A 22,894-nucleotide genomic window follows, 5' to 3' on the forward strand; every position below is an offset into this window, starting at 1 on the left:
CAGGGGTTACTGATGCGTAGCAAACATCTGGATGACCGCCTCATCCCGTGTTTCATAGTCGCCTTTCAGCTCAGCGCTCAGTTTCGCCATGTACGACACCAGAAAATCCGCATTACGCTGCGCCAGGGACTTGCCCCGTTCGGTCTGCATCGTCAGCGGCAGTTTCAGCAGTTTGGTTTGAAAATGGTCGAGCGCGAATTGCTTATCGTTAAGAGGCCGTCTGTCGGCAAAGGGATCGTCGGCATCAAACAGCGCGACGCCCAGCGCGCCGGAAACCGCGAAGACCCGCGCCAGACCAATGGCGCCCAACGCCTCCAGCCTGTCTGCATCCTGCACGATTTTTGCCTCTGGCGTGGTAGGCGCAATTTTTGCGCTGAAGCTATGCGCTTCGATAGCATGACAAATGCCCGCCAGTTTTTCTGCCGGAAAGTCAGGAAAATCCCGCAGAAAAATACACCGGGTTTCTGCCGCCGCCAGAATGGAAGAACGATGCCGCTGCGGATGATTTTTCGCCAGGCTGACGATGTCATGGAAATAACATGCCGATAGCACCACCAGCCAGTCGACAGGACTGTTTTCCCCGAGCGTTTGCGCGGTTGCCCAAACACGACGAAAATGGAAGATGTCATGGGCGGCATCCTGTTCCTGGTGGTGGTGACGTAGCCAGTCTTCAAACTGCGATTGCCAGTATCCTGAGTCCATACGCCCTCTCTTTATAGCAGACCATTTTTATTACATGCCTGAGCACAGGGTTCGCTATCCTGACATATCCGCCACCACTTTACATCCTTGCGTGCTTGCGCGTTTCTGGCTTAGTGTCGGCGGGATAAGCCCTGTTTTTGCGAGGCCGGGTGTACCAGGCAATACTCCCCAGAATAAGCCAGACGACGCCCAGCGAAAGCGCGTTAAGCCATTTTTCCGTTGCGCTGCCAGGAGTGCTGATTGGGCCGAGAACCGGCTCGGTTTGTATGGCGGACATCAGCCACACGCAACGCGCCATCGCCCAGATGAAGTAGCCGCAAAAGGTATAAAAAACCCATAACGCTAATTTACCGCCCATGCTACGGGTGGCGTTGTCCTCCCTGGTACTCAAACTTTACTCCGCTTTTGTGATGTAAGTCATATGACATTAATTACATTATAATGTGATATTAGTCACATTTCGACCATGGAATACCTTATCCACCTGTTCTGACTATTCATTCCACAAATAGTTTATTCTCAGTTAATGTTGCGTCTGGCGCTGAACCTGCTGTTAAATAAGGGAATGGTGATTGAATCGCACTCTGATGCAGAATAACCCATAACCAGAACAACTTATTTTTACGCACCGCGATAGCGTTTTATTTTATTAGCATTAAGTGTCAGAATGATTCGGTTATTAGCCTTTTATCATTTATTTTATCATTACCCACATTACCGGCATTTATGCCGGTTTTTTTTATTCTTTTTCATAATCAAAGCATCAAATACATATAAAAAACAAATTATATTCACGCCAGAAGCCATCAAACCAAAACACATAACCCATTGATAAAAAATGATAATTATAGAATATATATTCTTAATTACTTATATACTCTGTATTATAAAAAACCAAACAGAAACAAATTGAAATATTTTAAATACCTTTGTTACATGTTATTTTTTAAATTCCATGAACTTCATAGAATAGTATCAATTTGTAGTTTTGTTGAAGTGGCTACATATTCATATAAATTATTATCATAAGGGAATACATAATGAACAGAAAAGTTCTGGCACTGCTTGTCCCGGCGTTATTAGTGGCAGGCGCAGCAAATGCGGCTGAAATTTATAATAAAAATGGCAACAAACTCGACCTGTACGGCAAAGTTGATGGTCTGCGTTACTTCTCTGACAATGCAGGCGACGATGGCGACCAGTCCTACGCCCGTATTGGCTTTAAAGGCGAAACGCAGATCAACGATATGCTGACCGGCTATGGTCAGTGGGAATACAACATTAAGGTGAACACCACCGAAGGCGAAGGTGCAAACTCCTGGACTCGTCTGGGCTTTGCCGGTCTGAAATTCGGCGAGTACGGCTCTTTCGATTATGGCCGTAACTATGGTGTTATCTACGACATTGAAGCCTGGACCGATGCGCTGCCGGAATTCGGCGGTGATACTTATACCCAGACCGATGTCTATATGCTGGGCAGAACCAACGGCGTTGCCACCTACCGTAATACCGACTTCTTCGGTCTGGTGGAAGGCCTGAACTTCGCGTTGCAGTACCAGGGTAATAACGAAGATCCTGGCGCAGGCGAAGGAACAGCCAACGGCAGCGATGCAAATAGTGGTTCTCGCAAACTGGCCCGTGAAAACGGCGACGGTTTCGGTATGTCTGCCTCCTACGACTTTGACTTCGGGTTAAGCCTGGGTGCGGCCTACTCTTCCTCTGACCGTACGGACAATCAGGTTGCTCGTGGGTATGGTGATGGCCATCATTACTATGCCAATAGCTATGCCGGCGGTGAAACTGCCGAAGCCTGGACCGTAGGTGCCAAATATGACGCCTACAATGTTTACCTGGCGGCCATGTACGCTGAAACCCGCAACATGACCTATTATGGCGGCGGCGATGGCGGTAATGGCGGTATCGCTAACAAAACCCAGAACTTTGAAGTGGTTGCGCAGTATCAGTTCGATTTCGGTCTGCGTCCGTCCATCGCCTACTTGCAGTCTAAGGGCAAAGATTTAGGCGGCCAGGATAAAGATAGCCGTGGTAACTATCGTTACACAGACAAAGATCTGGTTAAATATGTTGACGTTGGTATGACTTACTACTTCAACAAAAATATGTCCACCTACGTTGATTATAAAATCAACCTGCTGGACGAAGATGATGACTTCTACGCAAACAACGGTATTGCAACCGATGATATCGTAGGTGTTGGTCTGGTCTACCAGTTCTAAGACGCTTTATGTTAGTCAAGCCCGTGCTTAGCGCGGGCTTGTTATTATAGGGCAAGAATTAAATAACGGATAACGGCGCAAAGACAGGTGACCTGGCTTCATCGGATAGATGAAGACAACGTCGCTCTTTTCAGGCGCTGTCTGCAAGAGAAATAACACCTTTGGGGAAAGGTAAGCCACTATAGATGATGGATGTCAGCGTCTATAGATGATAATCATCCGGGCATAAAAAAGCTCCTGTACGGAGCTAATATGAATTATTTTCTAAAATCTGGCGGAACCTGTCCTGAGCGAATGTATAATCCAACATTATCAAAAGTGATCATGGTTGACTTACAAAAAATACATTTCGCGCCAAACGGGTTTTGCTCAGTAACATCGAATGTCGATGTTCTGTATTGTGAACCATGGCAACATGGACACCGGAAGTGAATTTTATTAGTAATATTAGTTGCCTTAAAGCGCCACAACGTTGACCGCTGATGGACCTTTTGGTCCCTGTTCTACTGAAAACTCCACTTCCTGATTTTCATTCAGAGTGCGGAATTCATTACTTTGAATGGCTGAAAAATGCACAAACACATCTTTGCTGCCATCTTTAGGCGTAATGAAACCAAAGCCCTTTTCAGGGTTAAACCATTTTACTAAACCAGTGATTTTCGTCGTCATAATATTGTTACCTTTTGAATGAGCCCTTGGGCGAAATGGCCTGAAGAAAATTATCAGAGAGAAAAAAACCTAAAGGAGATCTCAAGAGGAACAAATGATGAGAAATATTACAATCACTACTTCAGATAAGTTTGTATCAAACCGCACAACCATTAACGCATGGTTAACTGCACATAGCAAGCTTTACTTTTGTTAAAAAAATATTAATTGTTTTTTAGCATTATCACGCTGATTGCCATACTCTTTTTATCCATGCCCATCGCTACGGCTGAAACCTGGCGTAAATAAGTGACGTCTCACAACACCTACCTGGCAATAAATGCGCCACATTTCCTGATGTCGTAAACCAGGATACATGCGCCTCATCGTGAGAGGTTCCTGTGATCTTGTGTGACCAAAACCGGTTAGAGAACGGGGATGATTTGGCAACTATCTCAGGCATTGATCGCACAAGTTACTTAACACGCAGTAGATCAGAGTATCTTGTGGTGTACCGAGGCGAAAGCATTTCTCGCTTCATAGCCCACTGTTGCGACATCCCCTGCCCGGCGAAGTACAGCGTCCCCTTCCCGTCTTTTGCGTTAAGATGGTCCAGTACTTCCATCAACTTCGCACTACCGGCGCGCGGCGCGTTATCGTCGAAAAGGTTGAGTTGCGCTACGCCCTGACTGAAGAAGTCACCCAGCATCACCCCCGCTTTCTGGTAGCGATGGCCGTCGCGCCAGATTTTATCCAGGCATTTCACAGCCGCATTGATAATGTCGCGTGAATCCTGCGTGGGGGTGAGAAGCGTCACTGCGGCGCTGTTACCGTAGTAGGGCTCGTTCAGGGCAAAGGGGGATGTTTTGACGAATGTTGAGATGAAACGGCAGTACTGGTGCTCGCCGCGGAGTTTTTCTGCCGCGCGCGCAGCGTAGCTGTAAACAGCCTGGCGCATTTCCTCATAGTCTGTGACCCGCTCGCCGAAAGAGCGGCTACAAACGATTTCCTGCTTTGCCGGCGCAAACTCTTCAAGCTCCAGACATGGCTCTCCGCGAAGCTCTCTCACGGTACGCTCCAGCACGACATTGAAGTGTTTCCTGATGATCCAGGTACTTTGTTCAGAGAGATCGAGAGCAGTCTTGATGCCCAGGGCATTTAGCTTCTTACTGATGCGCCTGCCGACACCCCAGACATCCTCTACGGGTATCAGGGCCAGCAGCCGACGCTGGCGATCGATGTTCGACAAGTCAACCACCCCGCCGGTCTGGTGCTGCCACTTTTTCGCAGCATGGTTAGCCAGCTTGGCAAGGGTTTTCGTCTGGGCAATGCCTACACCGACAGTCAGGTGCGTGCGCTTCAGGACCGTCGCTCTTATCTCGCGCCCGAAATCTGTCAGATCCCGGCAGTTTCGTACCCCCGTCAGATCACAAAAAGCCTCATCAATGCTGTAAATTTCTACCCGCGGCACCATCTCCTCGAGTGTGGTCATTACCCGGTTCGACATATCAGCGTAAAGCTCGTAATTACTGCTGAAGCAAACAACACCGGATCGCCGGAAGCGTTCTTTCTGTTTGAAGTATGGCTCACCTGGTGCGATACCGAGCTGCTTCGCCTCGGCGCTACACGCGATAACGCAGCCATCATTGTTTGATAACACCACCACCGGTCGGCCACATAAATCAGGACGAAAGACCGTTTCGCAGGAGGCGTAAAAGCTATTAACATCGCAGAGCGCGAACATAATCAACTGACCGCTTTAATGATAAAGGTCACCACCCCGAATATGTCGAGCGTGTCTTCACTGCCGACAGGTATGGGTCGATAGGCGCCGTTCATGGGGATTAACTGCACTGTCGGGCGCAACTGCAACCGTTTTACGGTGAACTCTCCTTCAATTGCCGCAATTACAATGTCACCGTGGTCTGCGTTCCGTGAGCTATCCACCACCAGCAGGTCGCCGTCGCTGATGCCTGCTTCAATCATTGAATCACCCGTGGCTTTGACAAAATATGTTGAGCTGGGATGAGAAACGAGCAACTCATTAAGATCGATACGCTGCTCAATGTAGTCCGCTGCGGGGCTGGGGAATCCACACGGCACTAAGTAACTGAAAAATGGGAGAGGAATAATTTCGCGCAACTCTGTAGGTCTGAAAAATTCCATAATCCATACCTCGAATACTGTTTTTATATACAGTAGTATTATTTAAACATGCGCGCAAGATACTGGAGTCGCTGCGGCTGTTGAAATCTTCGTCGCTTCGTTTGTAAGTTTCTCTCTCAGTTCAAATTATGGGTTTTGTAAATTTTCCGGTTGTATTGTCATGTGTGCATATTTAAGCCAGTCTGGAGGCCACATTTTCTGTACAGCGTCGACAGCCCCGCAGCGTAAGTTATCGCCACGCGCCAGCGCGTTTCCCTGACAGCAATTAATCTTTCGCCCTGCGCCCATGTCTACAGGGGAACATGTCGGGCAACAGGCCGGGGGCGACGATTACCGAGGACGACGGCGTTAAATCGCCGCTAGTGACATCAATATTAATCCAGATGGGGTACGGCGAAAGAGCGGGGCAGAAAACCAGGAGTTGACTTATGATCGAAAAGTAAAAATAACACTATCCCTGGCCCCCTCTTCTGGCAGAAAAAGCATAAGATGGCGATACGTTTTTCACGTAATATTCTAACAGAATATTCTAAGTATATTCTAAGTGTGAGACTGATCGCTGAAAGAAGATGAGCTAAGTGTTTGAATTGTGGCGGAGAGAGGGGGATTTGAACCCCCGGTAGAGTTGCCCCTACTCCGGTTTTCGAGACCGGTCCGTTCAGCCGCTCCGGCATCTCTCCGTATATTGCAATGATGCCAGGTAATTTGGCATTTTAACAGACCCTATTCGGGTAATTTTGTTCAAGTGACGAGTTTACGAGCAAAACGATGATTAAGTGGCCCTGGAAAGCACAAGAAATAACCCAGAACGAAGACTGGCCGTGGGATGATGCGCTGGCTATACCTCTTCTGGTAAACCTCACCGCGCAAGAACAGGCTCGGCTTATTGCGCTAGCCGAACGTTTTTTGCAGCAGAAAAGACTGGTAGCGCTACAGGGATTTGAGCTCGACTCGTTAAAAAGTGCACGTATTGCGTTAATTTTTTGCTTACCGATCCTGGAGCTCGGTATTGAGTGGCTTGATGGTTTTCATGAAGTGCTCATTTATCCCGCGCCCTTTGTGGTAGATGATGAATGGGAAGATGACATAGGTCTGGTGCACAGCCAGCGTGTCGTACAGTCGGGGCAAAGCTGGCAACAAGGGCCCATCATTCTGAACTGGCTGGATATCCAGGACTCGTTCGATGCTTCGGGTTTCAACCTCATTATTCATGAAGTCGCGCACAAACTGGATATGCGTAATGGCGATCGCGCCAGCGGCATCCCTTTCATCCCGTTGCGCGATGTGGCTGGCTGGGAACACGATCTCCACGCGGCAATGAATAATATTCAGGATGAAATCGATCTTGTTGGCGAAAGCGCTGCCAGTATAGATGCCTATGCCGCCACCGACCCTGCAGAATGTTTTGCCGTGTTGTCAGAGTATTTTTTCAGCGCGCCAGAACTGTTTGCTCCACGTTTCCCGGCGCTATGGCAGCGTTTTTGCCAGTTCTATCGCCAGGATCCTTCTCAGCGCTTACGGGTAAGCGCTGACGAAGGCGACTACGGCGAGGAATCCGAACATTAATTCCTCACTTTGTGGGTTAATTAACCAATTGAATTGGCGCGTTAATTTTACTGTTGACACGTTATAGCGGGCCCAGTATTATGCGCCTCGTTGAAACAATTCCTCTGTAGTTCAGTCGGTAGAACGGCGGACTGTTAATCCGTATGTCACTGGTTCGAGTCCAGTCAGAGGAGCCAAATTTAGGGAAGCAGACGTTCACTGACGTCTGCTTTCTGCATTTATATCAACTGATTAACCCCTTCTTCAGGTTCACTCTCGTTTACTAAAAACCACTCGAAGCTATACCCTTTTGCTGGTAAAGCTGGTTCGATTTGCGTTTTACCAGCACGCGGAGGGAACCGTCATGTCACTGACTGATACCAAAGTAAAAAATGCCAGACCATCGGAAAAGGCCGTCAAGCTCGCTGACGGGTTTAGCCTCTATCGATTCAAAATACTGGCAGTCAGGCTATCGCTTCAATGGCAAACAGAAGGTGTTTTCTATTGGGGTTTACCCTGCGGTTTCTCTTGCTGATGCCAGACAACGCCGTGACGAGGCCAAAAGGCTGCTGGATCAGGGGATTGACCCGAACGCAAAAAACAGGCTGATGAAAAAATCCTTCAGGAAAAGCGCGATAAAACCCGCTCGTTCCGTGTCGTCGCCAAAAGCTGATGCACCATAATTCTGCCTATGATATTGACGGAAATCTTTTCGCCTGCACCAGAAATTTATCTGCCATTTCCGCTACCGGCGTCAGACTGCCTGTATCAACCATTTTCACAAAATATTTCACGTCTAAAGTTCATTCTACTCCCTGCCCTTAATCTCTACGGCGTTATGTCTCAGAATTATTTGCCAAGTGCCTGCCAGTTTTTCACGTTTAATCAGACGCGGTACATAGCCATTGCGGTAAGGTCACAGCATTTGACTTGTGCAATTACAGACAAAGTTGCGCCATGCCGGAGCAAAGTAGGAATTAGATCAAAACTTCAACGCTTTGTTGTTTTTGTCAGCAAACAAACGCGCAACCTTATTTCCCCCTTTGACAAGCCGATCGCACATCGTTACTATGCGCCCCGTTCACACGATTCCTCTGTAGTTCAGTCGGTAGAACGGCGGACTGTTAATCCGTATGTCACTGGTTCGAGTCCAGTCAGAGGAGCCAGATTTTAGTTTCGGGACATCCTGGCGAGTCCGGAGACGTTTAAAAAACAAGAAATTATCTTTACCCGGTTGATCTGATAAGGTTTGCCGGTTTTTTTTGACATCCATAGTTTTTGGGGCTTAATCGGGGCCTCACGGTTCGTTAAGTAAATGGAGCCCCCTCCTATGGCATTAACCGATACCGCTGGCGGCACGCAGACCGATCCGGGTACAGGAAAACCGTCAGAAAATCCACCCGCCGCTCCACCGTCAGATGGTCCCGCTTCTGAAAAACCACACGACCCACCCGCCGATCCCAATAAGCCCACTCCACCGAAAGAAGAAACGCCGCCCGGCGCGCCGGAGAAATACGCGTTCACCGCCCCTGAAGGTCAGGAACTCGATACCAGCGCGCTGGCGCAGTTCGAACCAGTGGCGCGTGAACTGAACCTGACGCAAGAGCAGGCGCAGAAGCTGGTGGACGTCTATCCGAAAGTGCTGGCGGGAGTGCAACAACAGCAAGCGGAGTCATGGCAGAAGCAAACAGAAGACTGGGCTGCGGCAGTTAAAGCCGATAAAGACATTGGCGGTGACAAGCTGGCGTCTAATCTTGGCGCAGCTCAGCGGGCTATCGACACGTTCGGTACCAAAGAACTGAAAGAGTATCTCGATGGTACCTGCGCCAGATCTCTGGTCAATGCTGCACCGTGACGGAAGCGATTCCACCCGGCACCTGTTACCACATCAGCGCCTTTTACTTTACGGGCTGCGGCCTGCAAAGACGTCCGGCTTTGCTGCCGCGTGACCGTAAAACAACACCAGAGTCTGCGATCTTTCGCGTACTGCACTCGACCAGTGCGTCACTTTCGTCGCGCAAAGCGACAAAGTGACGCACAACCACTACACCGCGCCATGCCCCTGTTTTCGGGGTTCCGGCGTTCATTCCCGAATCTGACACGCCTTTTTGGGGCCGCTGTCAGCAAGAAAGAAGAGAAAAAGATCGATACCGAGGGGGGGCATGATGCCGCGGAGAATTCCTGCTCACGCAGGCAGCCTGTACCGCGTACAGTCTGAAACTCCCTATACCTCAACAAACTGCCACTCCGGCGTGAAGGTATCGTTCTGGCGCAGCCAAAGAGCATACGCCGGAGACTGTTTGTGTTCTCAAAATCACAGGAGAAGTGTATGGGCAAGTTAGGTGGTGAAATGAAGGCACTGGCAAAGCACTGTGGCGGTAGCCATAAAACGGTGAACGATTGCATTCATATCGTGCAGCGTTTCGATCACCACTTACGGGCTTTGAACGTCCATATCCAGCGGGTTGCGCAGATTAAGGTGCGCCACATTGAAAGCTATATTCATGAAAGGTTGGCGCAGGGGATCGGCAAACGCACGCTGCAAAATGAAATGGCCTCGCTGCGCGCTGTTCTGCAACAGGCCGGGCGTAAACAGGTGGCAGATCATGAGTGGCTGACTAATAAATCGCTGGGTCTGGCTGGTGCATCGCGCAGCGGGACGCGACAGGCGATCACGCCGGAACATTATCATCATGTGCTGGAGACGGCCCGCATGAAAGATCCGGGACTGGCGGCGGCGCTGGAACTGGCGAGGCTGATGGGCTTACGTTCACAGGAAGCGGTGCAGAGCGTGCAATGGATCTGGGGCATGGGGACGGGCGTGGGCGGTATGTGGCGCAGGTGTATGGGCAAATTTGACAGCTGGCTAAGAGCGAGCAGCGGATGGAGCAGGTTACCACCGTTCACAGTTAGTGAAAGACTGGGCGGAGGTGGTAAATATCAGGCTGCATTACCTTCCCCCTTACAGTCCAAACCTGAATCCGATAGAACGAATGTGGAAATTAATGAACGAACATGCCCGGAATAATCGCTACTTCAGCAGTACGCGAGAGTTCAGGGACGCAATATCTGTCTTTTTTAACCAGACGCTGCCGGATATAGCGGACTCACTGACATCCCGAATTAAAGATCACTTTCAGGTGCTCACTCCCGCATCTTGAGGTTTATTGGGTATATAATCGTTAATAATCATCAGCGCGTTATTATCAAATTAAAAACAACGCGCTCGTAATACTTAAATTATTCTTACTGGTAACTGAAGAAAACTCTCTCCTGCCAGAATATGCTCCTCGCATCCTTTACATTAACTCTTTGTTTCTATAGCATGAAATAAGTTTCAGGGAGTTATTATTCATACAAGGAGAACATCTTGAAGAAAATATTCATAACAATTATAGTTTCATTATATTGCGCGAATATATGTGCAAAACAATCCCCCAGTACAGAATCCAAACCCGTTAATTTCATCGCCCAAATTGAAAATATCGATTTTAATAAAACCGCCATTAGCAGTGACCTGAAACTTTTACTCGCCGACCGTTATTATTTTAAAGATAAAACACCCTGTAATACTAATACCCTTTCTGCGCGCGCAGAATCAATGGGACTGACGACAGAAGAATATATTAATAAAATACGCAGTTTAAGACCGGCTATTCTCGATGACCGTTATTTTTACCTGACGGTCGATCAGTGCGATGCTGGCGGCACGCCCATGCTGACTGGAATCGAGCTATGTACCGAAGCGCTGTGCGGTGCCGAATACATGAAAAGATCGTCTGACTTGTGGCTGGATGATGAACTGCAACCGACGGTTAAACGTCAGGCAACAACAGTAGTCCATATGCCCCTCCCCTATGACAAAGAGAAAAAATTATGGAAAGTCACCGGCTGGTATCTGGAATCCTCAGAAGAAACAGGGGAGGTGATGCAGAGTAAACAGATAGCCTTTGAAGGCTATACCAACGAAGAAAACTTCGCTAACCGACAACGTGTTTCTGTATTTAAATCTTTCTATGAAAGCGGCAATCTCAAAAGTATTTATCATTATAATGCGCAAAATAAGCGTGACGGAAAAGCTGAAACTTACTTTGATGAAAAAGACAAAATAGCGGAAACGCTGACGTTTAAAGATGGTCAACCCGAAGGGGAATACATCGTATACCATGAAAACGGAGCCGTTGAAAGTAAACGTTACTTTGCCCAAGGTAAAATTAAAGATGGCGAATGCCCACATTTTTATGATAACGGCGTTTTAAAACAAAAACACAGCTATTTAAATCAGAAACTGGAAGGCCCGGCATTTGAATATTTCCCTGATGGGAAAATAAAGGGGAAATATTCATACAGTAAAGGCACCATTGTCGGCACCAGTACGGAATATTATTCTACCGGTAAAATTCGTGGTGTTTACCACAGAAATAACCAAGGTGAAAACGACGGAACGTTCGAACAATACAGTGAAGAGGGCAAACTCCTTTCTAAAGCGACCTATAAAAATGGCAAACAGCTTTCTGCTCAGAGCTGGTATGAAAATGGGCATCCCAAAGAAGAATCCTCTTTTGATAGTGAAGGCCGTAAACATGGTGCGGTCAAAGAATGGTTCAGCAACGGAAAGCCTGCCTCATCCAAAATGTATAAACATGATGTGTTAGACGGGGATTTCGAAAAGTGGTACGAAAATGGTCACCGCGAATCAGTCTATCCCTATAAAAACGGTATGCTAAATGGGGACGCTAAGCACTGGAATGAACAGGGCAAACTCACCTATACCACCGAATATAAAGACGATAAAAAGCAGGGAGCCGATCGCCGCTGGAGCGAACGTACCGGTAAACTTGTTGAAGAGGTTATGTTTGCTAATGATGAAAGAAACGGCCTGAAAAGAGAGTTTAACGATCGTACGGGTAAGGTCTTAAGTGCGCTGCCCTATGTCGATGGCGACAAGGAAGGTACAGAAGAAGCCTATGATGAAGACGGCATAAAATACATCCGTTGTTACCACAACGATGAAGAGCTTTCAGAGCTATATGCGCCGACTGACGTCACCAATAAGGCAAAGCAGGGTGACAGCACTGCGCAATATCATTTAGGTAAGTATGAGTTTGAATGCACAAACTACGATGCGGCGATGAAATGGTTAACTCAGTCCGCAGAGCAAAATCATCCCGGCGCGCTTCTCTTTTTGGCCTATGCGTACAACGACGGTGATGGCGTAGCGCAAGACAGTAAAAAATATCTCTCCTATTTATTCAAAGCGGCAGAGCTTGGCGAAAGTGATGCGCAGTTAGAAGTGGGATATTTAAATCTTATCGGCGAAGGAATGCCGAAAAACCTGCCGGAAGCCTATAAGTGGATTAAAAAATCCGCTGACCAGGGAAATGCTCAGGCGCACTATAACCTTGGACTCATGTACAGGAATGGTGATGGCGTTGAGAAAGACCTCAACAAAGCCAAACTTCATCTTACAGCGGCGGTAAAAGGCGGCGTCAAACCTGCACTGGCAGCCTTAAAGGAATTAACGCCTCAAACTAAGTAAATATGACTTTGCTGTAAAGAGGCTATTCAAACGGAACTGAAAGGATACACGTTGCTATGAAATTTAAATTCGCCACATTACTCACAGCCGCCACGGTTTTTTACTCTTATCAGAGCGTTGCACAAAGTCAGCAATCGCCTGATGTCTGGTCAGTTGTCGAACAGAAACTGCAAAATGCCGTCCCTTTAAATGAAAACACCACTTTTAAATCGCAGGCAGCCTGGTTTGAATTACACAGGGAACTGTTTATGTACGGCCCGATGAGCCGTGCGGATGCATTACTGAAAAAGCTGGACACACAATCGAATGATGCGAAGTTTTCGCTAAACCATGAGGCCTCGTGGATCGCTGAAAATAATAGCCCGGATGCCGCGATGGTTTTCCTGTCCAAAATTGGTCTCGATAAACCGTCGAGCATTACCGCCTACGAGAGCTACGTTGATGGCTGGGTTAATCGCAAACAGCCTGAAAAAGCCTTAGCCCTTCTTAGCAAAAATGCCGACGCGAGGAATTTTTATTTAGCCACGGTTTTAAAATCCTGGCACTCAGATCCTGATAAAACCGCCGCTATTTATAATGAAAATTACGCTGATAAAATTGTTGTTCCTTATACTCAGCTAAAAATGCTGCTTATTATTGCGAAGCAGTACCATGCCAAGGGCGACACCGCAAAGGCGTTGGTTTACGCAGATAGCGCGCTGAAAATGTTTGATACGGCTATTGCTCAACAACCGAGTGCTGAAGCCTACCGTTATCAGGAGTATCTCGACCTGATGGAGATCTATTACGCCACGGGGAATAAAGAGAAGGCGATGGCGTTGTCTGCGAGATTGCGCAAAGCAACCGGCAATAAAGGAAGCTATTTCCAGTATTCATTACCGGGATTGCTCTCTTTTTATAAGAAAAACGAGCTGACACAGAATTATCAGGAGACGCTTTCAACCTATGTGACGCAGGTCGATAAAATATTCAATTTTGCCCCTTCGCCGCGCATTGAAATGGAGCTGATTGATTTATTAAGCAAGCTTGATGATGTTGCGCTGATGAATAAGCGTATCGATTTGCTGATGAGCGCGCCGGAATATACCTGCTACGACGACAGGTATTGCTACGAGTACAAAATCAAAGCGCTGAAGAATCTCTTTCAGCATAAGCAGAATGCTGTGGCGGAAAAGCATATCGCAACCCTCTCCGCCGAGGCGCAAACCCTGACGTTCGCCGAATGGGAAGATGCAACAAATGAAATGGGTGAAGTACTCAAAGAAATTGGTCATCCTGAGGCAGCGCAAAAATTAGCCGTCAGCGCCGAGGCGATTTACCTCAGCCAAGCAAAAGCCTGGCCTGATGAAGATATGTCGCGTTCCTTTCAAAGACTTGCAGAGCTTTACGGCTATGGCAACGACACGGTGAATGCCAAACGGGTGTTACACCAGCACGTTCCCTCTCTCGAAGAGGAGGCGATGATCGACCACTACATGAATGCAAAACAGTGGAGTCAGGCAAGGGAATTGATGATTAACGCAGATAGGGTCGATAATAAAAACCTGATGCTGTTACGCCAGATTTGTTCTGAAAACACGCCCGAGTGTCAGGAACATATTACCTTTACGCTGAAAAAATTAACCACGCAGGCGTCGATTACCCGCCAGGACGACACCGGTAATCAGCAGCTTTATCAGATTGGGAATATTTTTCACAGATTGGGTATCATACCGGGAGCGGAACAGCAGGCGCTGATTCAGGCGTTGTATAACAAGGCCGCAGAGCCTAAAAAAGCCACGCCTTAATCGATTTACCCGCCCGGCCACCTTTCTCACATGCGGGAAGGCGGCGGGCGGGAAAAATCAATCGCGGAAGTTTTTGAACTGGAACGGCTGGCCCAGATTGCCGCCGCGCATCAGCACCATCGCTGCCTGCAGATCGTCGCGGGATTTACCGGTCACACGCACTAACGTAAATTCGAATCCAAACCCACAGAGATTACCGCAAGATATTAATGTTGACCCAACACCGCCTGCCGGAAGACCCGCGCTGGAACGCCCTGCACGAGGAGTTCAGCTTTGACGACGACAACCTGCTGGGCATGAACATGCCGCCCGAAGGTGGCGAGCATCAGGCGAAAGTCAAAGGCGACCGCCTGCTGCTACAGGGCAGACCACCACTATGAGTACGACGAGTTCGGCAATCCCATCGCTGACCGCTGGGGCAAGGCGCAGTGCCGGGAGCACCGATTTGAATGGAACGGCGAGCACCGGCTGGTGCGCTTTACCGACGTGCGCCACTATGATGATGAAGTCTTTCCGCGCCACTCGTGGCGCTATGAGTTCGATAATGACGTGACCACCCTATATCCCTGTCCAACGCGAAAATCCTCAGTATCAAGCCTTCTGACACCCCTTTAAGCTGACCGCTTCTCACGGTCGGTATCTGCTTGTTAATCCGGGCTTGTGGGTCAGGCGCTCAAGGAGCGTGAAGTGCGACACAATGTTTTCGCCTTCTGGCGCGTTTCCTGGCGTAGACGCGGTTATCGGCGACAGGTCTTCGGCGATGGTGATGAAGCTCGCGGCACAATAAGGCCTTAGCGGGATGCAGAATCGCCTCCCGCTAAGGCTTCATTCAGCCACTTTTCATATCACATAAATACGCCTCCTCTGCTCCTGTCCAACAGCAGGCGACAGCTCATTTCGTTAGCGAAACGGCGGCTCATTAAACGTACGTAATTTACGTGAGTGCAAACGATCACCTTCTGCGCGTAGTAAATCAATAGCACGAATACCAATTTGCAAATGTTCTGAAATAGCCCCCTCATAAAACCGGTTTGCCTGCCCGGGCAGTTTAATTTCACCGTGTAAAGGTTTGTCAGAAACACAAAGCAGCGTGCCGTAAGGCACGCGGAAGCGATAGCCCTGGGCTGCAATCGTCGCGCTCTCCATATCAATCGCGACCGCGCGGCTAAGGTTGAATCGCAGCGCCGATGCGGAATAACGAAGCTCCCAGTTACGATCATCCGTGGTGACGACTGTTCCCGTGCGCAGTCGCTGTTTCACCTCTTCGCCGGGCATTCCGCTAACCGCTTTGGTAGCGTCGTACAGCGCACGCTGTACTTCCGCAATGCTTGGAATCGGAATATCAGGCGGCAGAACGGCATCCAGCACATGATCATCGCGTAAGTAGGCATGGGCCAGCACATAATCGCCAATCGCCTGACTTTCTCGTAACCCTCCACAGTGCCCAATCATAAGCCAGACGTCAGGCCGCAACACGGCCAAATGGTCGCAAATCGTTTTAGCATTTGAAGGGCCGACACCGATATTTACCAGCGTAATCCCCTGCCCATCTGCCGTTACCAGGTGCCAGGCGGGCATCTGATGTTTCTTCCAGGCCAGATCGGAAATAGCCTCTTCCGGCGCTTCCGTTTCTGCCGTGATCCAAATTCCACCGGCACAGGAAAACGCGATATAGGGACTGTCAGGATCAAGAATTTGGCTGCATCCCCAGCGCACAAACTCATCGACATAGCGGGTGTAGTTGGTAAACAAAACGAAGGGCTGAAAATGTTCAACCGGCGTACCGGTATAGTGCCGTAACCGGGCCAACGAGAAGTCAACACGACGCGCGTCGAAGTGCGATAGCGGATAGAATTCGCCGGGGTGGAACAGACCGTCTGCCGTCTCATCGCCAATCTGCGCCAGTTCTGTGGTAGGAAAATGGCGCGTTAGCCCGGCGCTCATAGAACGATCCAGCGTCAGAGCCGAGCCATCGATCACATAAGGATACGGGATCTCATGGTGCGAAGCCTCTACCGCAATATGCGCGCCATAATCATGGTAAACGAGGTTAAGCTGTTCCAGAAGATAAGCGCGAAATAGCGCAGGCCGCGTAACGGTAGTGGTATAACAGCCGGGATGAGTAAAGCGTCCAAAAGCGCGTGTTTTAGGCGGGTTCGGTGTCGCGCCATCCCAGCTTACAGACAGCGAAGGATAAACAAACAGTCCGTTAAGCCTGGCGTGGGGATCGGGCAGCGTACCGTTATCAACATAGTCAGCGATGGCTTCACGGAGCGCGTTAACCGACTGCTCGTATAGCTCCTCCAGGCGATCCAGCGCCTGCTCGGGCGTTAGGTTTGTGCCTTTATTTTCCATATTATTCTCCTTAGCGTTCACAGGTGAGGCACGTCATTCGATAGTATGACAGCAAAGGAGGAAACTAAAGGGGTTAGCGTAAGGGCGGCGGCACAGGTAACCGCCAGATCACCTGCCACATCCGCCTCTTCGTCAGCGGCGGCGGTGAAAGCGTCGCTGAAGATTTCCCATTTTGGCGCGGTATCGGAGGAGGCATTAACGCCCATATGATTAAAATGGCATTCCCCAAGGCGGAGCCATCGGCAGCGATAATCGTCAGTTTACTATCAAAGACGCCGTTGGAAATTTCACTGGTTTTAATATTGGTTTTTTAAGCTAGCGTAAACAGGATCAAGATAATTATAAGTAAGGGGCTGTCAGGCACCATGTATCAGGCAGCAGTTTTCGCACTCCCTGCATGGTTTTAGGACGCTGGATGCAATCTGTTATTTTCTGATGCAGAAATTTTTATCGGTGGGTTTGAGCCTACGGATAGCAGTATCAGTGAGTGCCATCGTGAAAGGCTATTTGTTTAACGAACCTGGAGGCACTCGGACGCCAAAATAACAGATATCAAAAAACCCGGCAGGCCTTCGCAGACCAACCGGGTAAAGGTAAGTTCTTGTTTTTTTTTAAACGTCTCCGGACTCACCAGGATGTCCCGAAACTAAAATCTGGCTCCTCTGACTGGACTCGAACCAGTGACATACGGATTAACAGTCCGCCGTTCTACCGACTGAACTACAGAGGAATCGTGTGAACGGGGCGAATATTAACGAGGTGCCCCTGGCTTGTCAAAGCCTGTTTTCACAAAAAAAGTTCGTTTGCTGCTTTATTCCACACTTCGGTTAAAATTCACCGTTTCCTGATGATTTTCACAGCAAAAAGCGCTTACTCCCTCTTTACGCGCGGGTATCTCCACAGCCAGCGCCCGCTTACCAGACGCCAGTAAAACAGCGCGCCGCGCACGGCCCAGTCAAGAAACATCCCCAGCCAAACCCCTACAACCCCCATACCCAGCACAATACCAAGCGTATACCCTGCCACAACGCGACAGCCCCACATCCCCAGCATCGATACCCACATCGCAAATCGCACATCGCGCGCGCCTTTAAAACCCGACGGCAACACCCACGCGGCCGCCCAAATTGGCATAAAGACAGCATTAAGCCAGAGCAGAACTTTCACTACCTCTTTTACGTCCTGCTCCTGGGTATAAAATGAGGCAAACAGACCCGCGAACGGCGCTGTCCCCCAGGCGATTGCCGTAAGTACGATAGTCGACATCCAGAATACATGGCGCAATTGACGCTCTGCCTGACCAATTTGTCCGGTACCAAGACGCTTACCGGTGATAATAGTCGACGCCGAACCAAGGGCGTTACCCGGCAGGTTGATAAGCGCCGCCACGGAAAAGGCAATAAAGTTACCCGCAATAACGTTAGTGCCCATTCCGGCGACAAACATTTGCGTCAGTAGCTTGCCACCGTTGAACAGCACTGATTCAATGCTCGCCGGAATACCGATACCCATCACTTCCCAGATAATGCCGAAATTCAGCGGCTTCAGATAGCTTTTCAGCGGAATGCGCAGCGCCGGATTAAAACCAATCATCAGCACCCAAATAATCGCTACTGCGCCGATGTAGCGCGAAATGGTTAATCCCAGCCCCGCACCGGCAAAACCCAGCCCTTGCCAGGAGAAAGCCCCGTAAATCAGGATGCTGCTGATGATAATATTGAGAATGTTCATCCCGCCGTTAATCATCAACGGGATTTTCGTATTCCCTGCCCCACGCAGCGCGCCGCTACCGATTAGCGCAATTGCCGCAGCCGGATAACTCAGCACTGTCAGTTCAAGGTACGTTAACGCCAGCCCCTTTACTTCTGGCGTCGCCTCGCCTGCGACAATATTAATAATTTCACTGCCGAAATAATGAATGACCACTGCCAGCACAACGGCAAATAGCGTCATAATCACCAGCGACTGGCGCGCCGCCGCCCTTGCGCGTCGCCTGTCGCGCTTGCCGAGGCTAAAGGCGACCACCACCGTAGTACCAAGATCGATAGCCGCAAAAAAAGCCATAATTACCATATTAAAACTGTCGGCAAGCCCCACGCCCGCCATTGCTTCCTTGCCCAGCCAACTGACGAGAAAAGTACTGAGCACGCCCATTAGCAAAACACAGGTATTTTCCAGAAAAATAGGGATAGCAAGTGGGGTGATTTCACGCCAGAACAACACTTTGTAGCTCTTGCGTTTGGCATACCAGGGCGTACGGACGACAGCCTGGCGTAAGGCAGTGGAGACGTTCAAAATGGACCTTAAAGAAGAGAGTTGAAACCACATTTCAATAATGAGCGAGAAATCGTAAGGCTGCAAAGCTTTTTGCAGAAAAAATGTCTGCAAATGCAACAAAGTGATGAGATAACCCGCAATCGAATCTGTAAGAGGTTAAATGGGGTTTGACAAAAATTTTTCCGCCGCTAATATACGACCCCACACGATTCCTCTGTAGTTCAGTCGGTAGAACGGCGGACTGTTAATCCGTATGTCACTGGTTCGAGTCCAGTCAGAGGAGCCAGATTTTAGTTTCGGGACATCCTGGTGAGTCCGGAGACGTTTAAAAAACAAGAACTTATCTTTACCCGGTTAACCTGATAAGGTTTGCCGGTTTTTTTGACACCTATAGTTTTTGGGGACTTAATCGGGGGCCTCACGGTTCGTTGAGAAATGGAGCCCCCGCCGATGGCATTAACCGATACCGCTATCCGCAAGATCAAACCCACCGAGAAATCCTTCAAGATTACCGACAGTTCAGGACTCTACCTGCTGATCAAACCCAACGGCTCGAAACTCTGGTACATGAAGTACCGCATTGACGAGAAAGAGAAGAAGCTGGCTTTTGGCCCCTATGCGGTGAAAAAACAGTTAATCAGGTCGAACCCTGCGCAAAATCTGGATGGTGAGTTCACGCCGCCTGAAACACAGCATTACCCGGCCCTGCCCCTTGAGAAACTGTCTGAATGTTTGCCGCGAACGGATAATTAGAGAGGGATAATATCTCCGCTAAGCTCTCTCATACCACCCTTTCGAACGATTCACCACTCGCACAACCAGCAGCATCACCGGCACCTCAATGAGCACCCCAACCACGGTCGCCAGCGCCGCACCGGAATGAAAACCAAACAGGCTGATTGCCGCTGCGACAGCCAGTTCAAAGAAGTTCGATGCGCCGATCAGGCTGGATGGACAGGCAATATTGTGCTTTTCGCCCACCAGTCGATTCAACCCATAGGCCAGCGCCGAGTTAAACAGCACCTGAATCAGAATCGGCACCGCCAGCAGGGCAATGACCAGCGGCTGTTGCAGAATGGCTTCGCCCTGAAACGCAAACAGTAACACCAGCGTTGCCAGTAATGCCGCCATTGACCACGGGCCGATTTTCGTCAGCGCATTATCGAATGCCGCTTGCCCCTTGCGTAGCAGGGCCTTACGCCAGAGCTGGGCCAGAATAACCGGCACAACGATGTACAGTACCACGGAGGTTAACAGGGTGGCCCACGGCACGATGATTGAGGACAAGCCGAGTAGCAGCCCAACAATCGGCGCAAAGGCGAAAATCATGATGGCATCGTTCAGCGCCACCTGCGACAGCGTGAAATAAGGGTCGCCGTTGGTGAGTCGGCTCCAGACAAACACCATTGCCGTACAGGGCGCGGCGGCCAGCAGAATAAGCCCAGCGATGTAGCTGTCAAGCTGATCGGTTGGCAGCCACGGCGCGAATAAATAACGGATAAACAGCCAGCCGAGCAGCGCCATTGAGAATGGTTTAACCAGCCAGTTGATAAACAACGTTACGCCGATCCCGCGCCAGTGCGCTTTGACCTGACCCAGCGCTCCGAAATCAATGCGCAGCAGCATAGGAATAATCATTACCCAGATAAGTAAACCGACCGGCAAATTGACGCGGGCAATCTCCAGACCGCCGATAACGCGAAAGACGCCCGGCATTACCTGCCCGAGCAGAATACCGATGGCGATGCAGAGCGCAACCCAGACGCTCAGGTAACGTTCAAACAGGTTCATGGCCGGAGCGGCCTGGGTTTGTGCGGACATGTCAGGCTCCTTTGGGTTTATTTTCCCGTTGTGCTCAGTTGTAGTAAACGCTCAACGCCGACAGGCTCTTCCGCCTGTAGCGGCACCAGCGCACAGCGTCGGGCATGGTGGGTACAGACGGCATCAATCTGCGACCGTTCGCGTTCGGCCCGCTGGCGCAGCAGCGGCGATGTAGTCGGCGTATTGATCAGGCTGTTATTAATGACCCAGCCCCACGGTTCAATCCCCGCGCGACGCAGGTCGTCCTGCAAATGAGCGGCTTCCAGCACCGGCGTGGTTTCCGCCAGCGTGGCGATGAGAACTTTCGTCTGCTCGCTGTCCTGTAGGCGCATCATGGGCGTCAGTACGGGCTGACCGTGTTCCCCGGCCAGTCGGGCAATCTCACGGTGGTAAGCGCCAGTGGCGTCAAGCAGTAGCAATGTATGGCCGGTTGGCGCTGTATCCATAACGACAAACTGCTTACCCGCTTCCTGAATGATGCGTGAAAAAGCCTGAAACACGGCAATTTCTTCCGTACAGGGAGAACGCAGATCCTCTTCAAGAACGGCACGCCCCTGTTCGTCGAGGTTTTTACCCTGTTCAGCTATTACCTGCTGCCGGTAACGCTCGGTTTCGGCCTGCGGATCGATACGACTGACGGTCAGACCGTCGAATGAGCCGTCCAGCGTGTCGGTCAGGTGCGCCGCCGGATCGGATGTGGACAGGTGAACCGAATAACCGCGACGGGCCAGTTCAACGGCAATAGCCGCCGCCAGCGTGGTTTTCCCCACGCCGCCTTTGCCCATCAACATGATCAGGCCATGTCCCTGAGATGCGAACCCGTCGATTAGTGATGACAATGAAGGAAGATCTACGGGGGAGATATCTCCGACTTCCGCCGGGGAGCCAGTTGAACTGTCGTCCAACAGACCCCGTAATGCCGCCAGCCCTACCATATTGAACGGTTTTAACGGCAGGCGATCGCAGGGCAATGCGCGCAGGTTATCAGGTAAATGTTGCAGCGCCTGTTGTTCACGCTGATACAGTGCCTGCGCCAGCTTATCGCGTGCGGTTTCCTGCTCAGGCAACAGGCCGTTAATGACCAGATACTGCTGCGTCAGGCCGATGGCGGCTAGTTCGTCATAAGTGCGCGATACTTCCTTCAATGTTGCGGTTTGCGCTCTGGCGACCAGCACCATTCGCGTCAGTTCCGCATTCGCCAGTGCGTCTACGGCGGCACGATACTGGCTGCGCTGTTTTTCCAGCCCGGCCAGCGGTCCGAGACAGGACGCACCGTGCTGGCTGTTGTCGAGATAACCGCTCCACGCGCCGGGCAGTTGCAGCATTCGTAGCGTATGCCCGGTTGGCGCGGTGTCGAACACAATATGATCGTACTCATCGCGCAGTTGCTGATTAGTCAGCAGCGCGGTGAATTCGTCAAAGGCGGCTATTTCGGTGGTACAGGCACCGGAAAGCTGCTCCTCAATACCCGCTACGATGTCGTCCGGCAGAATTCCACGCACCGGTCCAACAATGCGCTCACGGTATGCCGCTGCGGCAGCGGACGGATCGACTTCCAGCGCAGCCAGTCCGTTGACCGCTGCAATCGGGGTTATCTGATGACCGATAGTCTGTTCAAATACCTGCGCCACATTGGAAGCCGGATCGGTGCTGACCAACAGTACACGTTTGCCAGAGGCGGTCAGATGAATCGCGGTAGCACAGGCCAGCGATGTTTTACCCACACCGCCTTTACCGGTAAAAAACAAAAAGGGGGGCACCTGCCGAAGCATCAGCATAAAAAAGACTCCTTTAAATTAAATAAAGCGGGAAATCAG

General features: G+C 50.0%; 17 protein-coding genes, 5 tRNA genes and 4 pseudogenes. 13 read left to right on the top strand and 13 right to left on the bottom strand.

Features of this window, described 5'->3' with window-relative positions:
- Positions 1 to 6 precede the first annotated feature (6 nt).
- Entirely contained in the window at positions 7 to 702 is a 696-nt protein-coding gene (locus ACLJRS_RS06100) for a phosphohydrolase (RefSeq protein ID WP_000377036.1), read from the bottom strand.
- A 79-nt stretch (positions 703 to 781) separates the two neighbouring features.
- The gene (drpB, locus tag ACLJRS_RS06105; RefSeq protein WP_000107431.1) at positions 782 to 1,093 is read right to left on the bottom strand and encodes a cell division protein DrpB; all 312 of its coding nucleotides are present in this window, start codon (positions 1,091 to 1,093) and stop codon (positions 782 to 784) included.
- Between the two features lie 649 nt (positions 1,094 to 1,742).
- Here drpB and ompS1 point away from each other — a divergent pair.
- Entirely contained in the window at positions 1,743 to 2,939 is a 1,197-nt protein-coding gene (gene ompS1 / locus ACLJRS_RS06110) for a porin OmpS1 (protein ID WP_001080660.1), read from the top strand.
- A gap of 257 nt (positions 2,940 to 3,196) precedes the next feature.
- On the opposite strand, the gene ACLJRS_RS06115 is transcribed toward ompS1, so the two are convergent.
- From ACLJRS_RS06115 to ACLJRS_RS06135, 5 genes are all read right to left on the bottom strand, one after another.
- The gene (locus ACLJRS_RS06115) at positions 3,197 to 3,385 is read right to left on the bottom strand and encodes a hypothetical protein (RefSeq protein WP_024131109.1); all 189 of its coding nucleotides are present in this window, start codon (positions 3,383 to 3,385) and stop codon (positions 3,197 to 3,199) included.
- A 10-nt stretch (positions 3,386 to 3,395) separates the two neighbouring features.
- The gene (locus tag ACLJRS_RS06120; RefSeq protein WP_000208509.1) at positions 3,396 to 3,608 is read right to left on the bottom strand and encodes a cold shock domain-containing protein; all 213 of its coding nucleotides are present in this window, start codon (positions 3,606 to 3,608) and stop codon (positions 3,396 to 3,398) included.
- Between the two features lie 454 nt (positions 3,609 to 4,062).
- Positions 4,063 to 5,331, bottom strand: a complete 1,269-nt coding sequence (locus ACLJRS_RS06125; RefSeq protein ID WP_000457658.1) for a Y-family DNA polymerase — start codon at positions 5,329 to 5,331, stop codon at positions 4,063 to 4,065.
- Between the two features lie 2 nt (positions 5,332 to 5,333).
- The gene (locus ACLJRS_RS06130) at positions 5,334 to 5,753 is read right to left on the bottom strand and encodes a translesion error-prone DNA polymerase V autoproteolytic subunit (RefSeq protein WP_000394197.1); all 420 of its coding nucleotides are present in this window, start codon (positions 5,751 to 5,753) and stop codon (positions 5,334 to 5,336) included.
- Positions 5,754 to 6,343: 590 nt separating this feature from the next.
- Positions 6,344 to 6,433 (bottom strand) — tRNA-Ser (locus ACLJRS_RS06135).
- An 88-nt stretch (positions 6,434 to 6,521) separates the two neighbouring features.
- Between ACLJRS_RS06135 and mtfA the strand changes: the two genes are divergently transcribed.
- The 9 genes and pseudogenes from mtfA to ACLJRS_RS06180 all read left to right on the top strand — a co-directional run bounded on the left by mtfA (position 6,522) and on the right by ACLJRS_RS06180 (position 14,624).
- Positions 6,522 to 7,319, top strand: coding sequence for a DgsA anti-repressor MtfA (mtfA, locus tag ACLJRS_RS06140; RefSeq protein ID WP_000598921.1), 798 nt, complete (start codon positions 6,522 to 6,524; stop codon positions 7,317 to 7,319).
- A gap of 100 nt (positions 7,320 to 7,419) precedes the next feature.
- Positions 7,420 to 7,495: transfer RNA gene (locus tag ACLJRS_RS06145), tRNA-Asn, on the top strand.
- A gap of 167 nt (positions 7,496 to 7,662) precedes the next feature.
- Positions 7,663 to 7,968, top strand: a pseudogene (locus ACLJRS_RS06150) (Arm DNA-binding domain-containing protein); the annotation flags it as partial.
- Positions 7,969 to 8,388: 420 nt separating this feature from the next.
- Positions 8,389 to 8,464 (top strand) — tRNA-Asn (locus ACLJRS_RS06155).
- Between the two features lie 164 nt (positions 8,465 to 8,628).
- The gene (locus ACLJRS_RS06160; protein ID WP_001219019.1) at positions 8,629 to 9,153 is read left to right on the top strand and encodes a peptidase; all 525 of its coding nucleotides are present in this window, start codon (positions 8,629 to 8,631) and stop codon (positions 9,151 to 9,153) included.
- Between the two features lie 474 nt (positions 9,154 to 9,627).
- Positions 9,628 to 10,095: pseudogene (locus tag ACLJRS_RS06165) on the top strand (phage integrase N-terminal domain-containing protein); the annotation flags it as partial.
- Between the two features lie 85 nt (positions 10,096 to 10,180).
- A pseudogene (locus tag ACLJRS_RS06170) lies at positions 10,181 to 10,459 on the top strand (transposase); the annotation flags it as partial.
- 683 nt (positions 10,460 to 11,142) lie between these two features.
- Positions 11,143 to 12,837: an SEL1-like repeat protein gene (locus ACLJRS_RS06175; RefSeq protein ID WP_010989035.1), complete on the top strand. Its 1,695-nt coding sequence runs from the start codon at positions 11,143 to 11,145 to the stop codon at positions 12,835 to 12,837.
- A gap of 56 nt (positions 12,838 to 12,893) precedes the next feature.
- Entirely contained in the window at positions 12,894 to 14,624 is a 1,731-nt protein-coding gene (locus ACLJRS_RS06180; protein WP_000669121.1) for a hypothetical protein, read from the top strand.
- A gap of 57 nt (positions 14,625 to 14,681) precedes the next feature.
- Here the strand turns inward: ACLJRS_RS06180 and ACLJRS_RS06185 are convergent.
- Positions 14,682 to 14,786: pseudogene (locus tag ACLJRS_RS06185) on the bottom strand (DUF520 family protein); the annotation flags it as partial.
- 47 nt (positions 14,787 to 14,833) lie between these two features.
- Between ACLJRS_RS06185 and ACLJRS_RS06190 the strand changes: the two are divergent.
- A complete protein-coding gene (locus ACLJRS_RS06190) occupies positions 14,834 to 15,004 on the top strand; it encodes a hypothetical protein (RefSeq protein WP_000957537.1) in 171 nt (56 codons plus the stop codon).
- Positions 15,005 to 15,524: 520 nt separating this feature from the next.
- On the opposite strand, the gene ACLJRS_RS06195 is transcribed toward ACLJRS_RS06190, so the two are convergent.
- The 3 genes from ACLJRS_RS06195 to ACLJRS_RS06205 all read right to left on the bottom strand — a co-directional run bounded on the left by ACLJRS_RS06195 (position 15,525) and on the right by ACLJRS_RS06205 (position 19,307).
- Positions 15,525 to 16,979 carry an AMP nucleosidase gene (locus tag ACLJRS_RS06195; protein ID WP_410957762.1) on the bottom strand — a complete coding sequence of 485 codons (1,455 nt, stop codon included), beginning with the start codon at positions 16,977 to 16,979 and terminating at the stop codon, positions 15,525 to 15,527.
- A gap of 654 nt (positions 16,980 to 17,633) precedes the next feature.
- A tRNA-Asn gene (locus ACLJRS_RS06200) sits at positions 17,634 to 17,709 on the bottom strand.
- Between the two features lie 140 nt (positions 17,710 to 17,849).
- A complete protein-coding gene (locus ACLJRS_RS06205) occupies positions 17,850 to 19,307 on the bottom strand; it encodes an EmmdR/YeeO family multidrug/toxin efflux MATE transporter (protein WP_001670524.1) in 1,458 nt (485 codons plus the stop codon).
- A 159-nt stretch (positions 19,308 to 19,466) separates the two neighbouring features.
- Between ACLJRS_RS06205 and ACLJRS_RS06210 the strand changes: the two genes are divergently transcribed.
- Both ACLJRS_RS06210 and ACLJRS_RS06215 read left to right on the top strand, forming a co-directional pair.
- Positions 19,467 to 19,542, top strand: a tRNA-Asn gene (locus tag ACLJRS_RS06210).
- Between the two features lie 164 nt (positions 19,543 to 19,706).
- On the top strand, positions 19,707 to 20,009 hold the full coding sequence (locus tag ACLJRS_RS06215; protein ID WP_001219031.1) for an Arm DNA-binding domain-containing protein: 303 nt from the start codon (positions 19,707 to 19,709) through the stop codon (positions 20,007 to 20,009).
- A gap of 18 nt (positions 20,010 to 20,027) precedes the next feature.
- Here ACLJRS_RS06215 and arsB read toward each other — a convergent pair whose 3' ends face one another.
- Positions 20,028 to 21,077, bottom strand: coding sequence for an ACR3 family arsenite efflux transporter (gene arsB, locus ACLJRS_RS06220; RefSeq protein WP_001276040.1), 1,050 nt, complete (start codon positions 21,075 to 21,077; stop codon positions 20,028 to 20,030).
- A gap of 17 nt (positions 21,078 to 21,094) precedes the next feature.
- The gene (arsA, locus tag ACLJRS_RS06225) at positions 21,095 to 22,855 is read right to left on the bottom strand and encodes an arsenical pump-driving ATPase (RefSeq protein WP_000928873.1); all 1,761 of its coding nucleotides are present in this window, start codon (positions 22,853 to 22,855) and stop codon (positions 21,095 to 21,097) included.
- Positions 22,856 to 22,894: the final 39 nt, after the last annotated feature.

Source organism: Salmonella sp. SAL00670, assembly GCF_046552235.1.
GTDB lineage: Bacteria > Pseudomonadota > Gammaproteobacteria > Enterobacterales > Enterobacteriaceae > Salmonella > Salmonella enterica.

Coding starts and splice junctions, on each gene's coding strand:
- ACLJRS_RS06215 (WP_001219031.1), top strand. CDS start 19,707: ATGGCATTAACCGATACCGCTATCCGCAAGATCAAACCCACCGAGAAA.
- ACLJRS_RS06130 (WP_000394197.1), bottom strand. CDS start 5,753: ATGGAATTTTTCAGACCTACAGAGTTGCGCGAAATTATTCCTCTCCCA.
- ACLJRS_RS06190 (WP_000957537.1), top strand. CDS start 14,834: ATGTTGACCCAACACCGCCTGCCGGAAGACCCGCGCTGGAACGCCCTG.
- ompS1 (WP_001080660.1), top strand. CDS start 1,743: ATGAACAGAAAAGTTCTGGCACTGCTTGTCCCGGCGTTATTAGTGGCA.
- ACLJRS_RS06125 (WP_000457658.1), bottom strand. CDS start 5,331: ATGTTCGCGCTCTGCGATGTTAATAGCTTTTACGCCTCCTGCGAAACG.
- ACLJRS_RS06160 (WP_001219019.1), top strand. CDS start 8,629: ATGGCATTAACCGATACCGCTGGCGGCACGCAGACCGATCCGGGTACA.
- arsB (WP_001276040.1), bottom strand. CDS start 21,077: ATGTCCGCACAAACCCAGGCCGCTCCGGCCATGAACCTGTTTGAACGT.
- ACLJRS_RS06195 (WP_410957762.1), bottom strand. CDS start 16,979: ATGGAAAATAAAGGCACAAACCTAACGCCCGAGCAGGCGCTGGATCGC.
- ACLJRS_RS06205 (WP_001670524.1), bottom strand. CDS start 19,307: ATGTGGTTTCAACTCTCTTCTTTAAGGTCCATTTTGAACGTCTCCACT.
- ACLJRS_RS06180 (WP_000669121.1), top strand. CDS start 12,894: ATGAAATTTAAATTCGCCACATTACTCACAGCCGCCACGGTTTTTTAC.
- ACLJRS_RS06100 (WP_000377036.1), bottom strand. CDS start 702: ATGGACTCAGGATACTGGCAATCGCAGTTTGAAGACTGGCTACGTCAC.
- mtfA (WP_000598921.1), top strand. CDS start 6,522: ATGATTAAGTGGCCCTGGAAAGCACAAGAAATAACCCAGAACGAAGAC.
- ACLJRS_RS06175 (WP_010989035.1), top strand. CDS start 11,143: ATGCCCCTCCCCTATGACAAAGAGAAAAAATTATGGAAAGTCACCGGC.
- arsA (WP_000928873.1), bottom strand. CDS start 22,855: ATGCTGATGCTTCGGCAGGTGCCCCCCTTTTTGTTTTTTACCGGTAAA.
- ACLJRS_RS06120 (WP_000208509.1), bottom strand. CDS start 3,608: ATGACGACGAAAATCACTGGTTTAGTAAAATGGTTTAACCCTGAAAAG.